General features: G+C 66.0%; 21 protein-coding genes. 13 read left to right on the plus strand and 8 right to left on the minus strand.

All coding sequences use genetic code 11. The features are described 5' to 3' along the window. Position 1 precedes the first annotated feature (1 nt). Positions 2-709 (plus strand): LuxR C-terminal-related transcriptional regulator, encoded by a 708-nt coding sequence (locus VGN66_RS06305; RefSeq protein WP_327518001.1) that lies wholly within the window; start codon positions 2-4, stop codon positions 707-709. 327 nt (positions 710-1036) lie between these two features. Here the strand turns inward: VGN66_RS06305 and clpA are convergent, their stop codons facing one another. Together clpA and VGN66_RS06315 are read right to left on the minus strand one after the other, a co-directional pair. Then, on the minus strand, positions 1037-3352 hold the full coding sequence (gene clpA, locus VGN66_RS06310; RefSeq protein WP_327518002.1) for an ATP-dependent Clp protease ATP-binding subunit ClpA: 2316 nt from the start codon (positions 3350-3352) through the stop codon (positions 1037-1039). Positions 3353-3487: 135 nt separating this feature from the next. Further along, on the minus strand, positions 3488-3682 hold the full coding sequence (locus tag VGN66_RS06315) for a DUF1192 domain-containing protein (protein WP_327518003.1): 195 nt from the start codon (positions 3680-3682) through the stop codon (positions 3488-3490). Positions 3683-3805: 123 nt separating this feature from the next. On the opposite strand from VGN66_RS06315, the gene VGN66_RS06320 reads away from it, so the two are divergent. The 11 genes from VGN66_RS06320 (at position 3806) to VGN66_RS06370 (ending at position 17506) form a co-directional block, all read left to right on the plus strand. Then, positions 3806-4804 carry an NAD(P)H-quinone oxidoreductase gene (locus VGN66_RS06320; protein WP_327518004.1) on the plus strand — a complete coding sequence of 333 codons (999 nt, stop codon included), beginning with the start codon at positions 3806-3808 and terminating at the stop codon, positions 4802-4804. Positions 4805-4874: 70 nt separating this feature from the next. Beyond that, positions 4875-5471: a YqiJ family protein gene (locus VGN66_RS06325; protein WP_327518005.1), complete on the plus strand. Its 597-nt coding sequence runs from the start codon at positions 4875-4877 to the stop codon at positions 5469-5471. 3 nt (positions 5472-5474) lie between these two features. Then, the gene (locus tag VGN66_RS06330) at positions 5475-7199 is read left to right on the plus strand and encodes a flotillin family protein (RefSeq protein WP_327518006.1); all 1725 of its coding nucleotides are present in this window, start codon (positions 5475-5477) and stop codon (positions 7197-7199) included. Continuing rightward, positions 7180-7794, plus strand: a complete 615-nt coding sequence (locus tag VGN66_RS06335) for a glutathione S-transferase family protein (protein ID WP_327518007.1) — start codon at positions 7180-7182, stop codon at positions 7792-7794. Before VGN66_RS06330 ends, VGN66_RS06335 begins: the two co-directional genes overlap by 20 nt. An 85-nt stretch (positions 7795-7879) precedes the next feature. Continuing rightward, entirely contained in the window at positions 7880-8764 is an 885-nt protein-coding gene (locus VGN66_RS06340) for a UDP-2,3-diacylglucosamine diphosphatase (protein ID WP_327518008.1), read from the plus strand. Between the two features lie 11 nt (positions 8765-8775). After that, positions 8776-9798 carry a glycosyltransferase family 1 protein gene (locus tag VGN66_RS06345; RefSeq protein WP_327518567.1) on the plus strand — a complete coding sequence of 341 codons (1023 nt, stop codon included), beginning with the start codon at positions 8776-8778 and terminating at the stop codon, positions 9796-9798. A gap of 201 nt (positions 9799-9999) precedes the next feature. Further along, positions 10000-10974 carry a metalloregulator ArsR/SmtB family transcription factor gene (locus tag VGN66_RS06350; RefSeq protein WP_327518009.1) on the plus strand — a complete coding sequence of 325 codons (975 nt, stop codon included), beginning with the start codon at positions 10000-10002 and terminating at the stop codon, positions 10972-10974. Next, a complete protein-coding gene (gene metF, locus VGN66_RS06355; RefSeq protein ID WP_327518010.1) occupies positions 10971-11891 on the plus strand; it encodes a methylenetetrahydrofolate reductase in 921 nt (306 codons plus the stop codon). Before VGN66_RS06350 ends, metF begins: the two co-directional genes overlap by 4 nt. Positions 11892-12010: 119 nt before the next feature. Next, a complete protein-coding gene (locus VGN66_RS06360) occupies positions 12011-13057 on the plus strand; it encodes a homocysteine S-methyltransferase family protein (protein ID WP_327518011.1) in 1047 nt (348 codons plus the stop codon). Positions 13058-13175: 118 nt separating this feature from the next. Further along, a complete protein-coding gene (metH, locus tag VGN66_RS06365; protein WP_327518012.1) occupies positions 13176-15782 on the plus strand; it encodes a methionine synthase in 2607 nt (868 codons plus the stop codon). Positions 15783-15838: 56 nt separating this feature from the next. Next, positions 15839-17506, plus strand: a complete 1668-nt coding sequence (locus VGN66_RS06370) for a tetratricopeptide repeat protein (protein WP_327518013.1) — start codon at positions 15839-15841, stop codon at positions 17504-17506. A gap of 8 nt (positions 17507-17514) precedes the next feature. Here VGN66_RS06370 and VGN66_RS06375 read toward each other — a convergent pair whose 3' ends face one another. The 5 genes from VGN66_RS06375 to VGN66_RS06395 all read right to left on the minus strand — a co-directional run bounded on the left by VGN66_RS06375 (position 17515) and on the right by VGN66_RS06395 (position 21764). Then, positions 17515-19323, minus strand: a complete 1809-nt coding sequence (locus tag VGN66_RS06375) for an SLC13 family permease (RefSeq protein ID WP_327518014.1) — start codon at positions 19321-19323, stop codon at positions 17515-17517. A gap of 120 nt (positions 19324-19443) precedes the next feature. Then, on the minus strand, positions 19444-20493 hold the full coding sequence (gene arsB / locus VGN66_RS06380; RefSeq protein WP_327518015.1) for an ACR3 family arsenite efflux transporter: 1050 nt from the start codon (positions 20491-20493) through the stop codon (positions 19444-19446). 10 nt (positions 20494-20503) lie between these two features. Continuing rightward, entirely contained in the window at positions 20504-20938 is a 435-nt protein-coding gene (arsC, locus tag VGN66_RS06385) for an arsenate reductase (glutaredoxin) (protein WP_327518016.1), read from the minus strand. Positions 20939-20949: 11 nt separating this feature from the next. After that, entirely contained in the window at positions 20950-21429 is a 480-nt protein-coding gene (locus VGN66_RS06390) for an ArsI/CadI family heavy metal resistance metalloenzyme (RefSeq protein ID WP_327518017.1), read from the minus strand. Further along, positions 21426-21764, minus strand: coding sequence for an ArsR/SmtB family transcription factor (locus VGN66_RS06395; RefSeq protein ID WP_327518018.1), 339 nt, complete (start codon positions 21762-21764; stop codon positions 21426-21428). Before VGN66_RS06395 ends, VGN66_RS06390 begins: the two co-directional genes overlap by 4 nt. Before the next feature lie 137 nt (positions 21765-21901). Here VGN66_RS06395 and VGN66_RS06400 point away from each other — a divergent pair, with 137 nt between their 5' ends. Next, complete coding sequence (locus VGN66_RS06400; RefSeq protein WP_327518019.1) at positions 21902-22339, plus strand: hypothetical protein; 438 nt, start codon at positions 21902-21904, stop codon at positions 22337-22339. On the opposite strand, the gene VGN66_RS06405 is transcribed toward VGN66_RS06400, so the two are convergent. Then, positions 22317-23747 (minus strand): transglutaminase-like domain-containing protein, encoded by a 1431-nt coding sequence (locus VGN66_RS06405; RefSeq protein ID WP_327518020.1) that lies wholly within the window; start codon positions 23745-23747, stop codon positions 22317-22319. The two genes, VGN66_RS06400 and VGN66_RS06405, sit on opposite strands and share 23 nt — an antisense overlap. Positions 23748-23769: the final 22 nt, after the last annotated feature.

The raw sequence follows: 23769 nt of genomic DNA on the forward strand, positions 1-23769 counted from the left end.
GGTGGAACTTCCAGATGGCATCGCAAGGCTGACCGAGCGGCAGAAGGACATACTTCGTCTCCTGTCCAACGGACATGATGCGAAGTCTGCCGCAGTTGAACTCGGCATTTCCGTGCATACCGTCAACGAGCATTTGAGCGAAGCACGCAGGCATTTGGGCGTTCCAAGCAGTCGATCGGCTGCCCGCCTGCTTGCTCAGTCGGAACGGCACCCCCCAAGAAATGGGGGATCCGAGGAATTGGGGGTGGCCGTTGCGTCGGACCCCGAACCAAAGCTTCGACCAGCCGTAGCGAGTAAGCGCTTCGTGCTGGCAGGAGTGTCGATCATGGTTCTTTCTTCAGTTGCAGTTATTGGTTTCTTGTTCGGAAGCATGGGGAGCGCGGACGACGTCCCGCCGCGTGTGGTGGCGACGAGCCCGGCGGACGGGAGCACCGTTACACCGGGGCCGTTCGACCTTACCGTGAGATTCGACAGACCCATGCGGAAGGGCGGTTACTCGTTCGTCCAGGTCTCGGCGGATACGTTCCCGGATTGCTCGCCAAATGCGCCGATTTCGCCCGATGGCATGAGTTACACTATGCGGTGCACGGCCAAGGCGGGGCGCAGTTACGAGGTGTGGTTCAACCGTCCGCCTTACATGAATTTCAGATCGCTGGGCGGGCTACCGGCACAACCGCACCGTATTCGGTTTAAGGCGAAATCGGACTAGCGGTGGTCCGTGGGCAGTTGGGTCCATTCGCCAAACGGGTAGAGCAGTGTCCGTCGTCCTGAACTTGTTTCAGCATCCACGTCTCCGCCAGCGGCTCCGTCACCGGTTGCGCGGTGGATGCTGAAACGAGTTCAGCATGACGGTGGGGACTGCCGATGACAAATTCTCGTCGGCCCGGCCTTGAGCCCGGGCTGGGCTCCTTGCGGCTCAAAGGCAGCCCGGTCCCGGGTCAAGCCCGGGACGACGAACTGGAGACGTTCTTCCCGCAAACGAAAACCGCCCCGGCTTTCACCGGGGCGGCTTCGTGGTTTTCGACGGTGAGGCGCGTTACTTCGCCTTCTCGGCCTCGGACTTCTTGCCGCCCTTTTTCGCGCGCTTCGGTGCCGCAGGAGTGATCGCGAAGGTCAGCGCGTTGTCCTTGAGCTTCACCTCGACCTCGCCGCCATGGACGAGCTTGCCGAACAGCAGTTCCTCGGCCAGCGGCTGCTTGATCTTTTCCTGGATCAGGCGGCCCATCGGGCGGGCGCCGTAGAGCTTGTCATAGCCGCGTTCGGTGAGCCACGCCTTTGCCTCATCGTCCAGGCTGATATGGACGTTGCGGTCCGCGAGCTGGAGTTCGAGCTGCAGGATGAACTTCTCCACCACGCGCTCGACCACCTTAGTCGGGAGATAGTCGAACGGCACGATCGCATCGAGACGGTTGCGGAATTCGGGGGTGAAGAGCTTCTTCACCGCGTCTTCCTGAACATCGTCGCGGCTGATGTCGCCAAAGCCGATGCTCTCGCGTGCCATGTCGGACGCGCCCGCATTGGTCGTCATGATCAGGATGACGTTGCGGAAATCGACCGTCTTGCCGTGGTGATCGGTCAGGCGGCCATTGTCCATCACCTGCAGCAGGATGTTGAACAGGTCCGGATGCGCCTTTTCGACCTCGTCGAGCAGCAGCACGCAATGCGGGTTCTGGTCGATCGCGTCGGTCAGCAGGCCGCCTTGATCATAGCCGACATAGCCCGGAGGGGCGCCGATCAGGCGGCTGACCGAGTGGCGCTCCATATATTCGGACATGTCGAAGCGCTGCAGCGGGATGCCGAGCAGTTCGGCGAGCTGCTTGGTCACTTCGGTCTTGCCGACGCCGGTCGGGCCGCTGAACAGATAGTTGCCGATCGGCTTTTCGGGATCGCGCAGGCCGGCACGGCTGAGCTTGATCGCGCTCGACAGCACTTCGATCGCCTTGTCCTGCCCGAACACGACACGCTTGAGGTCGGTTTCGATGTTTGCGAGCACGCGGGTGTCGTCGCTCGACACGGTCTTGGCCGGGATGCGCGCCATGGTCGCGATGACCAGTTCGATCTCCTTCGGCGTGATCGTCTTCTTGCGCTTGGACGGGGGCACCAGCATCTGCATCGCGCCGACTTCGTCGATCACGTCGATCGCCTTGTCGGGCAGCTTGCGGTCGTTGATGTAGCGCGAGCTGAGCTCCACCGCCGACTTGATCGCGTCGGGGGTGTATTTGACGTTGTGGTGATCCTCGAACGCCGAGCGCAGGCCGGCGAGGATCTTGATCGTATCCTCGATCGTCGGTTCGTTGACGTCGATCTTCTGGAACCGGCGCAGCAGGGCGCGGTCCTTTTCGAAGTGGTTGCGGAATTCCTTGTAGGTGGTCGAACCGATGCAGCGGATCGATCCGCCCGACAGCGCCGGCTTGAGCAGGTTCGATGCGTCCATCGCGCCGCCGCTGGTGGCACCCGCGCCGATCACCGTGTGGATCTCGTCGATGAACAGCACCGCATGGGGCAGCTTTTCGAGTTCGTTGACGACCTGCTTCAGCCGCTCCTCGAAATCGCCGCGATAGCGGGTGCCGGCGAGCAGCGCGCCCATGTCGAGCGAGTAGATGACGGCTTCCTTGAGCACTTCGGGCACGTCGCCTTCGATGATCTTGCGCGCCAGCCCTTCCGCGATCGCGGTCTTGCCGACGCCGGGATCGCCGACATAGAGCGGGTTGTTCTTGCTGCGACGGCACAGGATCTGGACGGTGCGGTCGACCTCTGGGCCACGGCCGATCAGGGGATCGATCTTGCCGGTCTTGGCCTTTTCATTGAGGTTGACGGTGAACTGCTTGAGCGCGCTTTCGCCCTTCTTGCCGTCGCTCTTTTGCGTCTTGTCTTCCTCGGCGCCCTTGGGCGGGGCGGATTCGACCGGGGTCGAGCCCTTGCCGACGCCGTGGCTGATATAGCTGACCGCATCGAGGCGGCTCATATCCTGCTGCTGCAGGAAATAGACGGCGTAGCTCTCACGCTCGCTGAACAGCGCGACGAGGACGTTGGCGCCGGTCACTTCGTCGCGGCCCGACGACTGGACGTGCAGGATCGCGCGCTGGACGACGCGCTGGAACCCGCTGGTGGGCGAGGGGTCGGTGGTCTGGTCGACGCGCAGCGCCTGAAGCTCGGTATCCAGATAATGCGCGACCGTGGTCTTGAGCTCGCCTAGGTCCACGCCGCATGCGCCCATCACCTTGGAGGCATGTTCGTCGTCGACCAGCGCGAGCAGCAGATGCTCAAGCGTCGCATATTCGTGGCGACGCGAGCTGGCCGCTTCGAGTGCGCGGTGGAGGGTCGATTCGAGTGCGGAGGCGAAACTAGGCATTCAGGTCAACTCCAGTCGGGCCAAAGGGATACGCGGCCCGTGCATTCCCTATGTCGGGAGCGTTGCACCGTGCATCAAGCGCCACACCTGTCCCCAAGACTCTTATAGCGTGACGCCCGGGGTTCGGTGCTCCACTCATCGCTTGAATAAGGCATCCGCGCTTGCGCGATGGTTAACGGCGCGTTCAATGATTCTACGACAGCGCACGATTTCGGTTTCGAGCAGCGCGATCCGCGCCTCCAGCTCCGCCACCGAAAACGGATCGAGATCCTGGCGCGCGAGCTGAGCGGCGGGGTCGTCGGTTCGGCGGGGAAGATCGTCCGAGTCCATGCAGGCCAAGGTCGGACGCGGGTCTGTTGATGTCAAGCGGGTGGTCGCCGCCATTTTACGCAACTGCGGCCTTGACGTCATCGGATGCGACCCCGATTCAGGCGCAGTTCTTGGGGGATATGCATGACCAGCCTGCCCGACCGGATGATGGCGATCGACCCTGACCAGCCGGGTGGTCCTGAGGTGCTGGTCCCGGTCGAGCGACCGGTGCCGGTGCCGCGCGCGGACGAGGTGCTGATCCGCGTCGCCGCGGCCGGGGTCAACCGGCCCGATGTGCTTCAGCGGATGGGCGGCTATCCGCCACCGCCGGGCGTGACGAGCATCCCGGGGCTGGAGGTCGCGGGTGAGGTGGTTGCGGTCGGCGCGGACCTGCCGCCCGAGATGATCGGCCAGCCGATGTGTGCGCTCGTAGCGGGCGGGGGCTATGCGCAATATGCGGTCGCGCCGCTCGGCCAGTGCCTGACGGTGCCCGACGGGCTGTCGATGGTCGAGGCGGCGGCGATCCCCGAAACGCTGTTCACCGTGTGGACCAATTTGTTCGAGCGCGGCTATGCCAGCGAGGGCGATGTCGCATTGGTCCATGGCGGGACCAGCGGGATCGGCACGATGGCGATCAGCCTGTGCAATCTGTTCGGGGTCACGGTGATCGTGACCGCAAGCAGCGACGAGAAGGTCGCCGCCTGTCTGGCACACGGCGCGGATCATGCGATCAACTACAAGACCGAGGATTTTGTCGCCCGCGTCAAGGACCTGACCGAAGGGCGCGGGGCCAATGTCGTGCTCGACATGGTCGGCGGCGACTATGTCGCGCGCAACATGAAGTGCATGGCCGATGACGGGCGGCATGTGTCGATCGCGGTGCAGGGCGGGGCGATGGCGACGGTGCCGGTGTTCGAGATCATGCGCCGCCGCCTGACGCTGACCGGATCGACGCTGCGGGCGCGGGATACGGCGTTCAAGACGCTGGTCGCCGATGAGCTGTCGCGTGCGGTGTGGCCGCATGTTGCCGACGGCAGCCTGCGTCCGGTGATCGACCGCATTTTTCCGTTGGCGCAGGCGGCAGAGGCGCATCGCCGGATGGAGAGCGGCGCGCATATGGGGAAGATCGTGCTGGAGGTGTGACGGCTTCGGATTCGCTGGCGACGCGGGGGGTGAGCCCCTAGACTGAGCGGCGAATCGGGGGGAAATCAACGTGTTCGCCTTTCTGTCAGCGCCGGAGAATATCGTCTTCGTGTCGGCGCTTGTCCTGATGCTGCTGCTCGGAATCGTGCAGGCGGTAGGGCTGGCCGGGGACGCGGATTTCGACGCGCCGGACTGGCTCGACTGGCTGGGGTTCGGGCGGGTTCCGTTGCTGGTGGTCATCGTGCTGCTGCTGGCGAGCTTCGGGCTGATCGGGCTGATCGGACAGCAGCTGGCGCGCGACATCTTCGGCATTCTTCTTCCCGGCTGGATCGCGGTGCCGGGGGCGGGCGTGCTGGCGCTGCCCGCGACTGCGCTGTCGGCGCGGCTGCTCGCGCCGATCCTGCCGCAGGACCACACGACCGCGATCGATATTGAGACGCTGGTGGGCAGCGGCGCGACGATCCTTACCGGGCGCGCCACCACCGGATCGCCGGCGCGCGCGCGGGTCGAGGACTGGCACGGCCAGGCGCATTATCTGATGGTTGAGCCCGACAATGCGGGACAGGTTTTCGAGGAAGGCGAGCGCGTGCTGCTGGTGCGGCGCGAGGGCGATGTCTTCCGTGCGATCGCGGTTGGCGATCATCATCTGCCGAGACTGGGGGTTTAGGACATGCAGGAAGTGGCCACGACGGGGGGATCGATCCTGCCCTATCTGATTTATGCGGGCGGCGGGCTGCTGACGCTGCTGGTGATCGGGCTGATCATTGCGCGGCTGTACAAGCGCGCGTCGAAGGAGATCGGCTTCGTCCGTACCGGCTTTGGCGGGGAAAAGGTCGTGATCAACGGCGGCGCGCTGGTGCTGCCGGTGTTTCATGAGACGATGCCGGTGAACATGAACACCGTGCGGCTGGCGGTCGAGCGCAAGAATGCCGATGCGCTGATCACGCTCGACCGGCTGCGCATCGACGTGAAGGCGGAATTCTATGTCCGCGTGAAGCCCGACAGCCAGTCGATCGCGACCGCCGCGCAGACCTTGGGCATGCGCACGATGAACCCCGATGCGCTCAAGGAGCTGGTCGAGGGCAAGTTCGTCGATGCGCTGCGCTCGGTCGCGGCGGGGATGACGATGAACCAGCTGCACGAGCAGCGCGCCGAGTTCGTGCAGAAGGTGCAGCAGGTGTCGTCCGCCGATCTGGCGATGAACGGGCTGGAGCTGGAGAGCGTGTCGCTGACCGGGCTCGACCAGACGAGCATCGAGCATTTCAACGCCAACAACGCATTCGACGCCGAGGGTCTGACCAAGCTGACCGAGCAGATCGAGCTGCGTAAAAAGGCACGCAACGACATCGAGCAGGATACGCGCGTCCAGATCGAGACCAAGAATCTGGAGGCCGAGCGCCAGTCCTTCCTGATCGGCCGCGACACCGAATTCGCGCGGCTGGAGCAGGAGCGCGAGATCGAGCTGAAGCGCGCGGCGCAGGCGTCGGAAGTGGCGCAGGAACAGGCGCTGCGCACGCGTGAGGCGGATCAGGCGCGGATCGAGGCGAAGCGCGAGATCGACAATTCGCAGATCCAGGCCGACCGCACGGTCAAGGAAGCGCAGATCGCCCAGCAACAGGCGCTGGAACTGGCGCGGCAGGAACAGCAGATCGCGGTGCAGAACAAGAGCCGCGAAGAGAGCCAGTCGCGCGCCGAGGCCGACAAGGCGCGCGCTGCGGCGGTGGTGGCCGAGGAGCAGGTCGCGACCGCGCGCGAGGCGGAGATTGCCGAGCGTACCAAGCGGATCGAACTGATCGACGCGGCGCGTGAGGCGGAGCGTGCGGCGATCGGCGTGAAGGTCGAGGCAGAGGCCGAGAAGCAGGCGGCGGCGGATCGCGCCGAATCTGTGCGGCTGGTCGCGGAAGGTGAGGCCGAAGCGGCGAAGCTGCGTGCCGAGGCGGACCGGGTGCGGTTCGAGGTCGAGGCGGCGGGCCAGCGCGCGATCAACGAGGCCGCGAACCTGTTGTCGTCCGACCAGATCTCACTCCAGACCAAACTGGCGCTGCTCAAGGTGCTGCCTGAGGTGATCCGCGAGGCGGCCAAGCCGATGGAGGCGATCGACAGCATCAAGATCGTCCAGGTCGACGGGCTGACCAGCGGCGGCACTGGCGGCGCCGGTGCGGCGAGCGGCGGGAGCGGCGGCAGCGAGAACGGGGGCAATCTCGCCGATTCCGCGGTCGCCGCGGCGCTGCGCTATCGTGCGCAGGCACCGATGCTCGACGGGTTGATGAAGGAACTGGGCTTTGACGGCGGCTCGCTCGACGGGCTGGTCAAGGGTGCGGCGGCGGCGGGGAATGTCTCGCTTGGTGCGACGCCAAAGCCGGCAGGGAGCGACGATGCCGCTGATCCTGCATGAATATGCCCCGTCGGGAAATTGCTACAAGATCCGCCTGACCGCCGCGCTGACCGGCACGGCGATCGAGCGGCGTGGCTATGACATCCTGGCGGGGGAGACGCGGACGGCGGACTTCCTCGCCAGCGTCAACGCCAATGGGCGCATCCCCGTGTTGCAGGATGGCGAGCGGTTCCTGCCTGAGAGCAATGCGGCGACCTTCTACCTCGGCGACGGCACCGCGCTGGTGCCGACCGAAGCGTTCGACCGGGCCGACATGCTGCGCTGGATGTTCTGGGAGCAGTATAATCACGAACCGAACATCGCGACGGTGCGGTTCTGGATGGGCTGGGTCGGGGAGGACAATCTCGACGATCTGCAGCGTGCCTTGCTGCCGGGCAAGCGCGCGGCGGGGGTGGCGGCGCTGAAGCTGATGGACGCGCATCTCGCGGATCGCGACTGGTTCGTCGGGGATGCGCCGAGCCTCGCTGACATCTGCCTCTATGCCTATAGCCATGTCGCCGAGGAGGGCGGGTTTGCGCTGGCGCCATTCGCGGCGGTGCGCGCCTGGATCGCGCGGCTCGAGCGGCTGGACGGCTATGTCCCCATCACCGCGTGACATTTCGGTGACGCGCGCACCATTCGAGCTGTAACATTCCATCGCCATAGGCGGGCCGGGCAAGGGCATTGCACGGGGCGCATCTATGGCCACGATCACTCGACTTCCGTTCGACACGCATGTCACCGATCTGGCGGAACTGGCCGCTGCCAATCCATCGATTCCGGAAAAGACCGTCACAGAGCGGCGCAGCTATCGCACGATCTGGATCAGCGACATCCACCTTGGTACGCGCGGCTGCAATGCCGAGATGCTGATCGACTTTCTGGATCATGTCGACAGCGACACGATCTATCTGGTCGGCGATATTATCGACGGGTGGCAGCTCAAGAAGAAATTCTACTGGCCTGCGGCGCATAACGACATCGTGTGGCGCCTGCTCAAGCGCGCCAAGCGCGGCAGCCGGGTCATCTATATCCCCGGCAACCATGACGAGATTTTCCGCCAGTTCACTGGGCTGAGCTTTGGCGGGGTCGAGATCAAGCGGCAGGCGATCCACCAGACCGCCGATGGCCGGCGCCTGCTGGTGCTGCATGGCGACGAGTTCGACGCGATCACGCTGAGCCACCGCTGGCTCGCCCATGTCGGCGACGCGGCCTATACAGCGGTGATGACGCTCAACCGCTGGTGCAACAAATATCGGCGCTGGCGCGGCCTTCCCTATTGGTCACTCAGCAAGCACGCCAAGCAGAAGGTCAAGAACGCGGTCGAATTCATCTGTGGCTTTGAGGAAATCGTCGCGAAGGAAGCCGCCGCACGCGGTGTCGATGGCGTGATCGCGGGGCATATCCACACTGCCGAGATGCGCACGATCGATGGCATCGAATATTATAATGACGGCGACTGGGTGGAGGGTTGCACCGCTCTGGTCGAACACTACGATGGTCGGATGGAAATTCTCCATTGGGCCGATGAGATCGCTAAGCGTGACCTCGGCCCGGAACGGGTCGAGGAGCGCGTAGCGGCTTGAGCGACGACGAGATGCGGATCGCCATCGTAACCGACGCCTGGGAGCCCCAGGTGAATGGCGTCGTGCGCACGCTCCAGTCGGTGCGGCGCGTGCTGGAGGGGCAGGGGCACAAGGTCACGGTGATCTCGCCCGACCTGTTCTATTCCGTGCCGTGCCCGACCTATCCCGAGATCCGGCTGGCGATGGTGCGCAGCCGGACGATCGGCGATCTGCTCGACGAATTTTCGCCGCACGCGGTGCATCTCGCGACCGAAGGGCCGGTGTGCGTTGCGGCGCGGCGCTGGTGCCTGCGGCATGATTTTCCGTTCACCACCGCCTACCACACGCAATTCCCCGATTATGTCGAGGCGCGGTCGGGCGTGCCGGCGGAGTGGGTGTGGCGGTATATCCGGTGGTTCCATGCGCCGGCGCAGTCGATCCTCGCCTCGACTGCGTCGATCCGGCAGGCGCTGGTCGATCACGGGTTGCCACAGGTGCGGCATTGGGGGCGGGGCGTGGACCTGTCCAATTTCTACCCCGGCGTGACGCCACATCCGGCGATGGCGGAGCTGCCGGGCCCGGTACAGCTCTATGTCGGGCGGGTCGCGGTCGAGAAGAATCTTGAGGCGTTTCTGGCTTCAGAGCATCCGGGGACCAAGGTCGTGGTAGGCGATGGCCCGGCGCGCGCGGCGCTGACGGCGAAATATCCCGACGCGAAGTTCATGGGGCCGATGTTCGGCGAGGAGCTGGCGCAGGCCTATCGCGCGGCGGATGTATTCGTGTTTCCGAGCAAGACCGACACGTTCGGGCTGGTGATGATCGAGGCGCTGGCGTGCGGCACGCCGGTCGCGGCCTATCCGGTGACCGGGCCGGTCGACATTCTGACCCCGGAGACCGGGGCGATGGCCGATGATCTGGATGTCGCGATTGCTGACGCGTTGACGCGCGACCGCGCCGACTGTGCCGCCTATGGGCGCAGCTTCACCTGGGAGGCGAGCGCCGCGCAGTTTCTGGCGGCGCTGGTGCCGATTATCGAGGAAGCGCGGGCGGCTTGATCTTTTTCTAGCCCTCTCCCGCTTGCGGGAGAGGGTTGGGTGAGGGTCTTCTTCTTTCTGGGGCAGCGACGTCAGGGTTTTCAAAGAAGAAGACCCTCCCCAACCCCTCCCGCGAAGGCGGGAGGGGCTAAGAAGGCGCGTGGCCGTTCCCACCCAACCCTCATTGACCTGATATAAAGATATCTTTATATCTATATACCTATGAACACGGCTCTCGAATCCTTCCGCGCGCTCGCGGACCAGACGCGGTTGCGCATTCTGGCGCTGCTGTGGCTGATGGAGCTGTCGGTGGGCGAACTGGCGCAGGTGCTGGGGCAGAGCCAGCCGCGGGTGAGCCGCCACGTGAAAATCCTGTGCGATGCGGGACTTGCGGAGCGGCGCAAGGAAGGTAGCTGGGTGTTCGTCGCGTTGGGCGATGCGAAGCGTACCGGCCCGATTCTCGCCGCGCTCGATGCCTGGCGCAGCGAGGGTGAGGATCATTGGGCGATCGCCGATAGCGCGCGGCTGGCGGCGGTGCGCGCCGATCGCGCCACGGCGGCGGCGGAGTGGTTCGAGGCGCATGCCGGTGAGTGGGACGCGATCCGGTCGCTGCACGTTGCCGAGGAGCAGGTCGAGGCGGCGATGGCCGCAGCGCTGGCCACCCCGGGGATCGCGCGGCTGATCGATATCGGCACCGGCACCGGACGGATGCTCGAGCTGTTCGCGCCGCATGCCGAGAGCGCACTGGGCATCGACCGCTCGTCGGAAATGCTGCGGCTGGCGCGGGCGAAGCTGTCGGAGCAGGGCATCGGCAATGCCGAGCTGCGCCAGGCGGACCTGTATGCGCTGCCGATGAGCGATGGCGAGGCGGATGCGGCGATCCTGCACCATGTCCTCCACTTCGCGCAACAGCCGGGGGCCGCGATCGGGGAGGCCGCGCGCGTGCTCGCGCCCGCCGGTCGCCTGCTGATCGTCGATTTCGCGCCGCACGACCGGGAGGAATTGCGGACGCGCGAGGGACATGTGCGCCTCGGCTTTTCGGACGAGCAGATGCTCGGCTGGTTCAGCAAGGCGGGGCTGGCGCCGGTCCAGACCCAGACGCTGGAAGGCGGCGCGCTGACCGTGAAATTATGGCTGGGCCGCAAGGCGGGGCAGCCGGGTGAACAACTGCCAGTGAATGAGGTGAAGGCAGCATGAGTATCGATCGGGATCCGTCCTCTCCGCCGCTGTTCGCGGACGTTGCAGGCGACATCGACGTCAGCTTCGAGTTCTTTCCGCCCAAGACCGAGGCGATGGAAAAGACGCTGTGGGAGTCGGTCGGGACGCTGAGCCCGTTCGATCCGCGCTTCGTGTCGGTGACCTATGGCGCCGGCGGGACGACACGCGAGCGGACGCACAACACCGTCGCGCGGATCGCGCGCGAAACGCCGATCGCGGTCGCCGCGCACCTGACTTGCGTCGACGCGACCAAGGCCGAGATCGACGCGGTGGCCGAGGAATATTGGGCGGCGGGCGTGCGCCACATCGTCGCGCTGCGCGGCGATCCGCCGCGCGTGGGCGAGAAGTACGCGACGCATCCCGGCGGATATGAGAATGCCGCCGATCTGGTCGGGGGGCTGCGCAAGCTGCACCCGTTCGAGATTTCGGTCGCCGCCTATCCCGAAAGCCATCCGGATTCGCCCGATGCGGCGCATGACCTGGATAACCTCAAGCGCAAGATCGATGCCGGTGCCAACCGCGCGATCACGCAGTTCTTTTTCGAGGCCGATACCTTCCTGCGCTTCCGCGACGCAGCGGCTGCGGCGGGGATCGATGCGGAGATCGTGCCGGGGATCATGCCGGTGATGAGCTTTGCCGCGGTCCAGAAGATGTCGGCGATGTGCGGCACCGATGTCCCGGCGTGGATGGCGCGGCTGTTCGACGGGCTGGACGACCATCCCGCCGCGCGCCAGCTGGTCGCCGCGACGCTGGCGGCCGAGCTGTGCCGCAACCTCTATGCCGGCGGCGTGCGGCAGTTCCACTTCTACACGCTCAACCGGGCTGAGCTGAGCTACGCGATCTGTCATCTGCTCGGCGTGCGCCCGCGCGGCGCGGCGGCGAGTGTGGCGGCGTAAAGTTCCCCTCCCGCTTGCGGGAGGGGGTAGGGGAGGGCCTGTCGGAGGCCAGACCTTCCCGTGATTGAACAGGCCCTCCCCCGGCCCTTCCCGCAAGCGGGAGGGGAGAGAGAAGAGACATGACACCACGCGAGAAACTGCTGGCCGAAGCCGCCAAGCGCATCCTGATCACCGACGGGGCGTTCGGGACTGAGATCCAAAACTGGAAGCTGTCCGAGGCGGATTATGCCGGCGACCTCAATCTCGGGCACGACCAGAAGGGCAATAACGACATCCTCGCGCTGACCAAGCCCGAGGTGCCGGCGAGCATCCACCGCGCCTATTTCGAGGCGGGGGCGGATATTGCCGAGACCAATACCTTCTCGGCCAACCGCATCAGCCAAGCCGATTATGGCGCCGAGCATCTGGTGCGCGCGATCAATGTCGAGAGCGCGAAGATGGCGCGTCAGATCGCCGACGAGTTCGAGGCAAAGGATGGGCGTCCGCGCTTCGTCGCTGGCGCGCTCGGCCCGACCAACAAGACGCTGTCGCTGTCGCCCGACGTCAATGATCCGGGCTATCGCGAGATCGATTTCGATACGCTGAAGGACGTGTATCGCGAGCAGATCGACGCGCTGGTCGAGGGTGGGGTGGACTTCATCCTGATCGAGACGGTGTTCGACACGCTGAACGCCAAGGCGGGCGTGATGGCGTGTATCGAGGCGGCGAACGATCTGGGCCGCGACCTGCCGATCATGATGTCGATGACGCTGACCGACCTGTCGGGCCGCAACCTGTCGGGGCATACGGTCGAGGCGTTCTGGGCGGCGATCCGTCATGCCAAGCCGGTGACGATCGGGCTGAACTGTTCGTTCGGCGCGGAGCAGCTGCGGCCGCACGTCAAGACGCTGTCGGCGCTGTGCGACACGCTGATCATGGTCTATCCCAATGCCGGCCTGCCCAACGAACTGGGCGCCTATGACGAGGCGCCGCACACGACCGCGGGTCTGGTCAAGGAATGGGCCGATCAGGCGCAGGTCAATGTGCTGGGCGGCTGCTGTGGGTCGACCCCGGCGCATATCAAGGCGATTGCGGACGCGGTGAAGGATCTCGCGCCGCGCGTGATCCCGACGCCGCCGGTGCAGACGCGGCTGGCTGGCCTCGAACCGTTTGTGATGGCGGCGTAATTCCCCTCCCGCTTGCGGGAGGGCTTAGGGGAGGGCCTGTCCTCCTCTGCGCCGCCCGAGACTGACACGCCCTCCCCCGACCCCTCCCGCAAGCGGGAGGGGGGAAGAAGAAGAACCAATGACCGCGACTGCCTCCTCCTCCACCGCCTTCGTCAATATCGGCGAGCGCACCAACGTCACCGGCTCTGCCAGGTTCAAGAAGCTGGTCATGGCGGGCGACTATCCCGCCGCGGTCGAGGTCGCGCGGCAGCAGGTCGAGAATGGCGCGCAGGTGATCGACGTCAACATGGACGAGGGGTTGCTCGACGCGCATGAGGCGATGACGACGTTCCTCAAGCTGATTGCCGCAGAACCGGACATTGCGCGCGTGCCGGTGATGATCGACAGCTCCAAATGGGACGTGATCGAGGCGGGGCTGAAGTGCGTTTCGGGCAAGCCGATCGTCAATTCGATCAGCATGAAGGAGGGGGTTCCCCAGTTCCTCGAGCATGCGCGCAAGTGCATGGCCTACGGCGCTGCGGTCGTCGTCATGGCGTTTGACGAGGTCGGGCAGGCCGATACCCAGGCGCGCAAGGTCGAGATTTGCGAGCGGGCGTACAAGGAGCTGATAGGCATTGGCTTCCCGCCCGAGGACATCATCTTCGACGCCAATGTGTTCGCGGTCGCGACCGGGATCGAGGAGCATAACAACTACGGCGTCGACTTCATCGAGGCGTTGAAGGAGATCAAGGCGCGCTGCCCGCATGTCCATTTCTCGGGCGGACTATCGAACCTGTCGTTCAGCTTCCGCGGCAATGAGCCGGTGCGCCGCGCGATGCACAGCGTGTTCCTGTACCACGCGATCCCTGCTGGCCTCGACATGGCGATCGTCAACGCCGGACAGCTCGACATCTATGACCAGATCGAGCCCGAGCTGCGCACCGCGTGCGAGGATGTGATCCTCAACCGCGATCCCGAGGCGGGCGACCGGCTGGTGGCGCTGGCCGAGAAGTTTCGCGGCACCGATGTGGTGGCGGAGAAGCAGGCGGCCGAGTGGCGCGGCTGGGTGGTCGAAAAGCGGCTCGAGCATGCGCTGGTCAAGGGCATCGACCAATATGTGGTCGAGGACACCGAGGAGTGCCGGCTCAAGGCTGCGCGGCCGATCGAGGTGATCGAAGGGCCGCTGATGGACGGGATGAACGTCGTCGGCGACCTGTTTGGCAGCGGCAAGATGTTCCTGCCGCAGGTGGTGAAGAGCGCGCGCGTGATGAAGAAGGCGGTCGCGCACCTCCTCCCCTATATCGAGGCGGCGAAGGAGCCGGGCGCGAAGGGCAAGGGCAAGGTCATCATGGCGACCGTCAAGGGCGACGTGCATGACATCGGCAAGAACATCGTCGGCGTGGTGCTGCAGTGTAACGGGTTCGAGGTGGTGGACCTAGGCGTGATGGTGCCGTGGTCGACGATCCTTGCCGCCGCGAACGAGAATGACGCCGACATGATCGGCCTGTCGGGCCTGATCACCCCCTCGCTCGACGAGATGGTAACGGTGGCCGAGGAGATGAAGCGGTCGGGCATGACCATGCCGCTGCTGATCGGCGGGGCGACGACGTCGAAGGTGCATACCGCGCTGCGGATCGCGCCGGCTTATGACGGGCCGGTGGTGCATGTGCTCGACGCCAGCCGCGCGGTGGGTGTTGCGACGACGCTCGTCTCCGAGACGATCCGCGACGATTACGTCGCCAAGATCGCCGACGAATATGAAGCGGTGCGCGTTGCCCGCGCGAACAAGGGCCAGAGCGAGCTGGTCCCGATCGAAGCTGCGCGCGACAATGCGTTCGATGCGGACATGAACCTGAAGCCGGGTCGCCCGCGCATGCCGGGTGTGCATGCGTTCCCCGACTGGGACCTCAAGGACCTGCGCAACTATATCGACTGGACGCCATTCTTCCGCGCGTGGGAGCTGGCGGGCAATTACCCGGCGATTCTGGAGGACAAGGTGGTCGGCGAGAGCGCGACCAGCCTGTTCGCCGATGCGCAGAAGATGCTCGACAAGATCATCGATGAGAAATGGCTGACCGCGCGCGGCGTGGCCGGGCTGTGGCCGTGCCGTCGTCAGGGCGACGACATCATCGTCCATGTCGAGGACGAGAAGCACGTCACACTGCCGATGCTGCGCCAGCAGATCCAGAAGCGCGAGGGGCGGGCGAATATGTGCCTCGCCGATTTCATCGACCGGCAGGGCGACTGGATCGGCGGGTTCGCGGTGTCGATCCACGGCATCGAGCCGCATCTGGCACGGTTCAAGGCTGCGATCGACGATTATAGCGACATCCTGTTGAAGGCGCTCGCCGACCGTCTGGCCGAGGCGTTTGCCGAGCGGCTGCACCATTTCGTGCGCACGGCTTTGTGGGGCTATGCCGAGGGCGAGCAGCTGACCAACGAGGCGATGATCAAGGAACAATATCGCGGCATCCGCCCGGCGCCAGGCTATCCCGCCTGTCCCGAGCACAGCCTCAAGCCGATCCTGTTCGAGATGCTCGACGCGCACAAGAATACCGGCGTGTCGCTGACCGAGAGCTTTGCGATGCTGCCGACGGCGGCGGTCAGCGGCTTTTACTTCGGCCACCCGCAGGCGGAGTATTTCGGCGTGGCGCGCGTCGGGCGCGACCAGCTTGAGGATTATGCGACACGGCGCGGGGTCAGCGTCGAGCTGGCGGAACGCTATCTACGGCCCAATCTGGACTGAGGGATCGACGCCAAACGTCAGTTTTCTCACGGGCGATTCTGGCTAGACTGTCGGGGATGAAGGCAAATCTCCCGCTTCTCGTTGCACTGGCGCTATGCGCTGGCGCGGTTCCCGCCGAGGCCACGCAGCGATGGCCCTATGGTGATGCCGCGACGTCGGCATTCGGACGCGGGGACTTTGCGGGTGCGCTGACGGCGTTGAAGGGCGAACTGGCCAAGTGCGAGGCGAGCCGCCCCGATGCGGACCAGTGCCTCGACCTGCTGCTCGCCCTGACCAATATCGCGGTTCATGCCGGTATGGCGGAAGCGGGGGAACCCTATGCCCGGCGCGCACTGGCACTGGCGGAGAAGACCTTGCCCGCCGGGCATCCCGGCATCGCCGCGAGCCTCAACAATCTGGCGAGTAATCTGGACGCGCTTGGCCGCTCGCCTGAGGCAGAGCCAGTGTATCGCAAGGCGCTGGCGATGCGGGAACGGGCGTTGCCGGCCGGGCATCTCGACATCGCGACGAGTCTGAACAATCTGGCCGGAAATCTGGACCGGCAGGGGCGCTACACCGATGCTGAGCCGCTGTACCGCAAGGCGTTGGCGATACGCGAGCAGGCATTGCCCGCCCCGCATGCGGACATCGCCGCCAGCTACAACAATATCGCGTTCAACCTGAACAATCAGGGGCGCTATGCCGAAGCGGAGCAGCTGTACCGCAAGGCGTTGGCGATCCACGAGCAGGTGATGCCGGCGGGGCATGCGGCGATTGCCACCAATTTGAGCAACCTGGCCGCTGCGCTCGACAATCAGGGGCGGTTTGCGGAAGGCGAGCCGATCCACCGCCGCGCGATGGCGATGGTCGAACAGGTCCTGCCTGCCGGGCATCCGCGTCTGGCTGATTCGTATACCAACTTGGCGTTCAACCTGAACGGACAGGCGCGGTATCGCGAGGCGGAGACCTTGTTCCGCAAGGCGCTGGCAACGCTTGAGGCTGCGTTGCCCACCGGGCATCCGGCGGTCGGTCAGGCCTACAACAACCTGGCGTCCAATCTGGACGATCAGAACCGCCCGGCCGAGGCCGAACCGCTCTATCGCCGCGCGCTGGCCATCCGCGAGGCGGCGCTGCCAGCGGGGCATCCCGAGATCGCCGCCAGCTATGCCAATGTCGCTTACAACATGACTCTTCAGGGCAAATATGGCGAGGCCGAGCCGTTCTTGCGCAAGGCGCTGGCGATGCGCGAGGCGGTGCTGCCGCCTGGACACCCGGAGATCGCGGCGGGGTATAACAACCTGGCCTATAATCTGAGCGTTCAGGGCAAGCTGGCGCAGGCTGAGCCGCTGTATCGCAAGGCGGTTCAGCTGAACGAGCGGGCGCTCCCCGCCGCACATCCGCGCATTGCGAGAAGCTACAACAACCTGGCCGCGAATCTGGCGGCGCAGGGGCGCGCGGCGGACGCCGAGGCGCTGTACCGGCGCGCGATGGCGATCCGGTCAGGCTATGTGCGGTCGCACCCTGACCGGATCGGCGGCTATTGGGCGCTGGCGACGCATTTGCAGGGGCGCGGCGCGGGGACGCCAGAGGTGCGCGCGCTCTACAGCGCTGCCGCGCGCGGGGCGCAGGAGCGGATCGGCGGCTTTGCCGGATTCGACGCGGCCGCGCAGGAGGAGTTGCGCGCCTATCGCCCGATCTTCATCGGGCAGGTGCGCGCGGCGTGGGATCTTGGCAGGGCAAACTGAAGCCGACTTTACCCGATCAGCAGGTGGATCGCGACGCAGGTGGCGACGCCGACGATCACGTTCATCGGGATGCCGATCTTGACGAAGTCCGAGAAGCGATAGTCGGCCGCGGCATAGACCATGGTGTTGGTCTGATAGCCGATCGGCGTGGCGAAGCTGGCCGAGGCGGCGAACATCACCGCGACGATCAGCGCGACCGGATCGTTGCCGGTCGCCTGGGCCAGCCCGATCGCGACCGGGGTCATGATCACCGCAACCGCGTTGTTCGTCACCGCCTCGGTCAGCACCGAGGTGAGGAAATAGAGGACGATGATCAGCATCAGCGGCGAGAGGGTGCCGAGCCATGGCGAGGCGGTCTCGACGATCAGCCCGACGGTGCCGATCCGGTCGAGCGCCGCGCCGATGCCGAGCATGGCTAGGATCAGCACGAGCACGCTGCCGTCGATCGAATTCCACGCTTCTTCCGGGTCGATGCAGCCCGTGAGCAGCACGATGCCGACGCCGAGAATCGCGAGCGTCAGGATCGGCGCGACGCCAAGCGCGGCAAGCAGCACGACGCCGGCGAGCGTCAGCACCGCGATCGGCGCGCGGCGGCGACGGAACGCGCGCACCGCGCTGGTATCGCCGACGATCAGGTTGGGATTGTCGCGCAAGGCCGCGGCGCCATTCGAATCGGCTGCGACGAGCAGGCTGTCGGCGGCGCGCAGCCGCACGCTGCCTAGAAACGGTCCGGGCAGATGGCGCGCACGGCCGATGCCGAGGATGCGGGCGGGGAGGTTGGAGAGAAACGGGATCTCGCGCAGCTGGCGGCCGAGCGTGGGATGCGAGGGAGCGATGGTCACCCCGATCAGCCGGACATCCTCGGCGCGCACATCCTCTGACAGGCGGATCGGCTGGCCGACATTCTGAAGGCCGACGCGCACGTCGCTGCGCCGCGCCAGCCCGTCCAGTTCGTCGGCCGAGGCGGAAACGACCAGTCGATCTTCGCCCGATATCACAAGGTCGGGCGCCGGATCGCGCAGCAAGTCGTTGCCGCGCCGAACCCCGATCAGCCGCACCGCGTCGCGCTTCAGAAAGCCGAGCTCCGAGACCATCGGCGGACGGTCGGCGAGTTCGCCGATCAGTTGGAGGTCGGTGAGATAGGTGAGGTGATGCTGGTCGGCGCTGTCGTCGTCGTCGCGGGCGGGCAGCAGGCGCGGGCCGAGGATGAGCAACGTCGCGACGCCCGCGGCCATGGTGCACAGCCCGACCAGGGTGATGTCGAAAATGCCGAAGCCCGGCTGGCCATTGGCGCGCGCGACGCCGTCGACCAGCAAATTGGTCGAGGTGCCGACCAGCGTCAGCGTGCCGCCGAGGATGCTGAGATAGGACAGCGGGATCAGCAGGCGGGTGGCGGGGATCTGCACCGCCTTGGCCAGCCGCTTGACGATCGGGATGAGCACGATCACCACTGGCGTATTGTTGATGAAGGCGGGCGCGGTTGCGGCGCCGACGAACATTTCGGCGACGGTGCGGCGCGGCGCATCGGCGGCGCGCCGCACGAGTATGCTCGCCACCGCCTCGATCGCTCCAGTGCGGACCAGCGCGCTCGACAGGACGAAGAAGGCGGCAATGGTGATCGGCGCGGGATTGGCAAAGGACGCGCCAACCATGTCGGGGGTCAGCCAGCCAAAGGCGATCGCCGCAGCGGTGCCGAACACCGCGATCGTCACCGGGGGAAAGCGTTCGGTCGCAAAGGCGATGAACAGCGCAACGATGAAGCCAAGGCCCAGCAGTGGCTGGTGCGGCGCGATCGCTGCGCCGATCGCGTCGATCATCGCGCCCGGACCGCGGGGTCGGGACGCGGGGGGCAGGGAGTCGCGCGATCGGCGGCAAAAAGGGAGGTCATCCCCGTTACCTAGCGGTGCCCCGCACGCGACGCCAGCCTGACCCCGGGGTCAGGCCGCGGGAAAGCTGCCGCGCGTGCGGTTGGCGAAGGCGACGAGGCTGAGCATCACCGGCACTTCGACCAGCACGCCGACCACGGTGGCGAGCGCCGCGCCGCTCGACAAGCCGAACAGACCGATCGCGACCGCCACCGCCAGCTCGAAGAAGTTCGATGTGCCGATCAGCGCACACGGGGCGGCGATATTATGGGGTACGCGCCATGCCTTGGCTGCGGCATAGGCGATGGCGAAGATCGCATAGGACTGGATCAGGATCGGCACCGCGATCAGCGCGATCAGCAGCGGGTTGGCGACGATCGTGGTCGCCTGAAACGCGAACAGCAGCACGACGGTGGCGAGCAGGCCGATGATCGACCAGGGCTTGAGCCGGGCGGTGAAGGCATCGACCGCAGCCGCATCGCCGCCATGGCTGGCGATGACACGGCGGCGGGTGAGCGCGCCGGCGGCGAGCGGGATCACGACGTAGAGCGCGACCGAGAGCAGCAAGGTCTGCCACGGCACGACGATATCGGTGACGCCGAGCAGCAATGCGACGATCGGGGCGAAGGCAATAATCATGACGAGATCGTTCACCGACACCTGCACCAGCGTGTAGGCGGGGTCGCCTTTCGTCATTTGCGACCAGACGAACACCATCGCGGTGCAGGGCGCTGCACCGAGGAGGATCAGCCCGGCAATATATTGCTGGCCCAGGTCGCGCGGGATCAGGTCGGCATAAATCCAGTCGAAGAACAGGATCGCGAGCGCGGCCATGGTGAACGGCTTGATCAGCCAGTTGACGACCAAAGTGATCACCAGCCCCTTGGGTTTGCGGCCGACATCGCGGATGCTGGCGAAATCGACGCCGACCATCATCGGATAGATCATCGCCCAGACCAGCACCGCGACGACCAGATTGACCGAGGCATACTCTAGCCCCGCCAGCGCCGTGGTGACGCCCGGGGCGACCAGACCGAGGGCGAGACCGGCGAGGATCGCCAGCGCGACCCAGAGCGAGAGCCAGCGTTCGAACAGGCCGAGCGGGGAGGGTTGGGGCTGCATGGCGGTCCTGTCAGGAAAGGCGGGTGCCGGTCGCGTCGATGACCTGTTCGCCATCTTCCTTGGCAAATGCGTCGCGCTGGGCGGCGGGGAGCAGGTCCAGCACCGCTTCGGACGGGCGGCACAATGCGACGCCGAGCGGGGAGACGACGATCGGGCGGTTGATGAGGATCGGATGCGTCATCATCGCGTCGAGCAGCGCATCGTCGGAGAGCGTCGCGTCGTCGAGGCCGAGATCGGCATAGGGCGTGCCCTTCTCGCGCAGCCAGTCGCGCGGGGTGACCCCGGCGCGGGCGAGTAGCTGGGCGAGCAGCGCGCGGCTGGGTGGGGTCTTGAGATACTCCACCACATGCGGCTCGATCCCGGCATTGCGGATCATCGCCAGCGCGTTGCGCGACGTGCCGCAATCGGGGTTGTGGTAGATCACGATATCGACCGGCTCTGGCATCGCGCGTCCCCTTAGCAGCAGGCGGGCTTGGGTGCGGGTGCGGGCGGCGCGAGTTGCGGCGCGCAGCAGGCGTCGGGGCGGGCCGTGTCCGACAGTGCGGAAAGCGGCGGGGAGTCGCCATAGACGGTCGCTTCACCCTGCGTCAGGAACGCTTCCCAGACGACGCCGTCGGGGTCGGCGATCCAGCTTTTCTCCGACTGGGCGTAGCAGCAGGTGGTTGCCCCTTCCTCCAGCACCGGACGGTCGGCGGCGCGCAGGCGGCCATAGACCTCGACCAGTTCGTCGCCATCCTCGACCTGGATGCCGAGATGTTCGATCCCGGTTGCCGCGTGATTGCCGGCGGAAATTGCGAAATTGACGCGCGGATCCTCCAGCATCCATTTGGCGTAATCGGGCTTGGTCACGCTCGGCTCGGCACCGAACAGGGTGGAGTAGAAGGCGATCGAGCGATCGAGATCGGTGACGCCGACATGCACGTGCATGCGCTTCATGCGGTCTTCCTTTCGGGCTGTTCCGCCGGGGCCGCGCATCCCGCGCCACCGCAGCAATTTTCCATGAGATAGCCGAGCAGCGCGTTCATCCCGGCATAGTCGGCAGCATAGATCAGCGACCGCCCCTGCCGCGTCTGGCTGACCAGCCCGGCGCGGTTGAGATGGGCCAGGTGGAACGAGAGCGAGGAGGCGGGGACGCCGAGCTTATCGGCGATCGCCCCGGCGGGCAGGCCGTCCGGTCCGGCCTGAACCAGCAGGCGGAACAGTGCGAGGCGATGCTCCTGCGCCAGTGCAGAGAGGGCGGTGACGGCCGTGCTGTCGTCGTTTATTTCCATATTAGTGGAAATATCGAATCGGATGGGTCAGGACAAGGCTTATTTCGAGTTTTGTGGAACGACGAAGGTCGTGCGGGGTGGGCCTGACTCCAGCCGCAAAATGCGGTAGGCTCGCGCAAACGACCGGAGAGCATGCCATGGCCAAGTTCCCGAAGATCGACAGCCCCTGTCCCTACAAGGCCGATCTGGCCGCGATCATGGACGGCGATTTCTGTCGCATGTGCAAGCGCGAGGTGTTCGACCTGTCCGGCTGGAGCGATGGCGAGCGCGTCGCGTTCCTGAAGGGGTGCGAGACCGAAGTGTGCGTGCGCTACACGCTGCCGGTGCGGCCTGCGCTGGCCGCTGCAGCGCTGGCGGCGGCGGTGATCGCGTTGCCGGTAGCGGCGCAGGAGCCGACGGTGGTCTATGGCGACGTCGCCGTGCCGGACGAGGACTATGATATGATCATCGTCGGCGGGATCAAGGATCCCAAGGCGGTAGCGATGGTCGAGGATCCGGCTGATGCGGCCTTGCCCGAATTGCCGGTGGTCTATGACGACGCGCCGCAGCCGGTCACGGTGAAGCCCGCGTCCTGACTTCCGCCAGCGATTGCCAGTCGAGCAGGCTGGCAAGCTGCCCCGCCGCCGTAATCGAACGCGCATCGCCGTCGCCGATGGTAAGCGCGATATGCGTGGCATCGAACCCGTCGAGCGACATGTCGAAGCTGCGCCACGCTCCGTCGACATAAGCGAGCGTCCAGCTGTGCGGCATGAACACGTTGCTGACGCCGTGATAGCGTTCGCGCGAATAGACGAGGCCGCTGGCGACGCGCGTGGGGATGCCCGCGGCGCGCCCGAGCGCGGCGAGCACCACCGCGTCTTCGGTGCAATCTCCAGCGCCCGATGCCAGCGCATCGGCGGCGCTGCGATGGCCGGTAAAGTCAATGCGGTGCATGACGGTGCGCGCGCGCACTGCCAGTTCCTCCATCGTGTGCGCTTGCGATAGCTGGCGGCGGATCACCGGGCGGGCGAGGGCCATGACGCGGGGATGGTCATGCTGCAGCCAGGCGGTGGCGCGGCGGGCATCGGCGAGGGCCGCCGGATCGCTGGGCAGGCCGGGGCCGCAGCTTGTGCAGATGTCGAGCGTGATGCCGGTGGCGTCGGCGCTCACGCGCTGTTCCTCGGTTGCTGGCGGGGCGAAGGCGATGCCGTCGATGAACCCGAAGCGGTAGCGGATATGGCCCTGCGCGGCGGCGGGGCCGATCCGCACGGGCGATTTGGCCATGACGTTGCGCAGCAGGCGATAGGGCGGATGCGGGCGTAACGCGGTGTCGCGGTCGGCGGGGCGGGTGGTGACGGCGACGCCGAACATCGGCTGGATGGCGGCGACGATGCGCCCGGATGCGTCGAGGTCGAGTCGCATGATCCCGCGCAGTTCGCTGCCCTCGAAGCGCTTGCGCAGGACCGTCAGCGTGCCGGGGCGCTGGGTCGGTGCGCGTTCGATCGTAACCCGCTCAACCAGCGCGTCGGCGGGGTTGAGGTTGAGGAAGCCGAGCGGCGCGTCGCCGGTCCAGCCGCGCATCAGCGCCTCGCCATTGTCGAAGCGGGTGCCCGGGGGCAGCGCGATGCGAGTGACGTGGCGGCCGCTCTCGCTCTGGCGGGTGACGGTGGCGCTGGTCGCTGCGATCCGGGTTTCGAGTCGGCGGATCGTGCGGCCGTCGCGCGATTCGGTCACGATCAGCAGCGGGCGGCCGGTGCTGTCGACGCGGGTGGTGGTCGTGTCGGTCAGCGTGGTGCTCGGCCGCTCGCCATCGGCCAGCCGCAGTTCGCGCCGCTCGATCGTCTCGCGTCCGTCGAGCAGTCCGAGGGTGGTGGTCGCAGCATGACCCAGCACCGCGCCGGCATCGTCGGCGATGACATACCAGCCCTGCGGCGCGGGATCGGCCTGGCGCGCGCCAGGCAATGCTGCGGTGGCGAGGGTCAGGAAGAGCAGGCGGCGCAGCATCGCGCGATGTTACGTCGCCCGC

The sequence above is a fragment of the Sphingomonas sp. genome, assembly GCF_035998645.1.
GTDB lineage: Bacteria > Pseudomonadota > Alphaproteobacteria > Sphingomonadales > Sphingomonadaceae > Sphingomonas.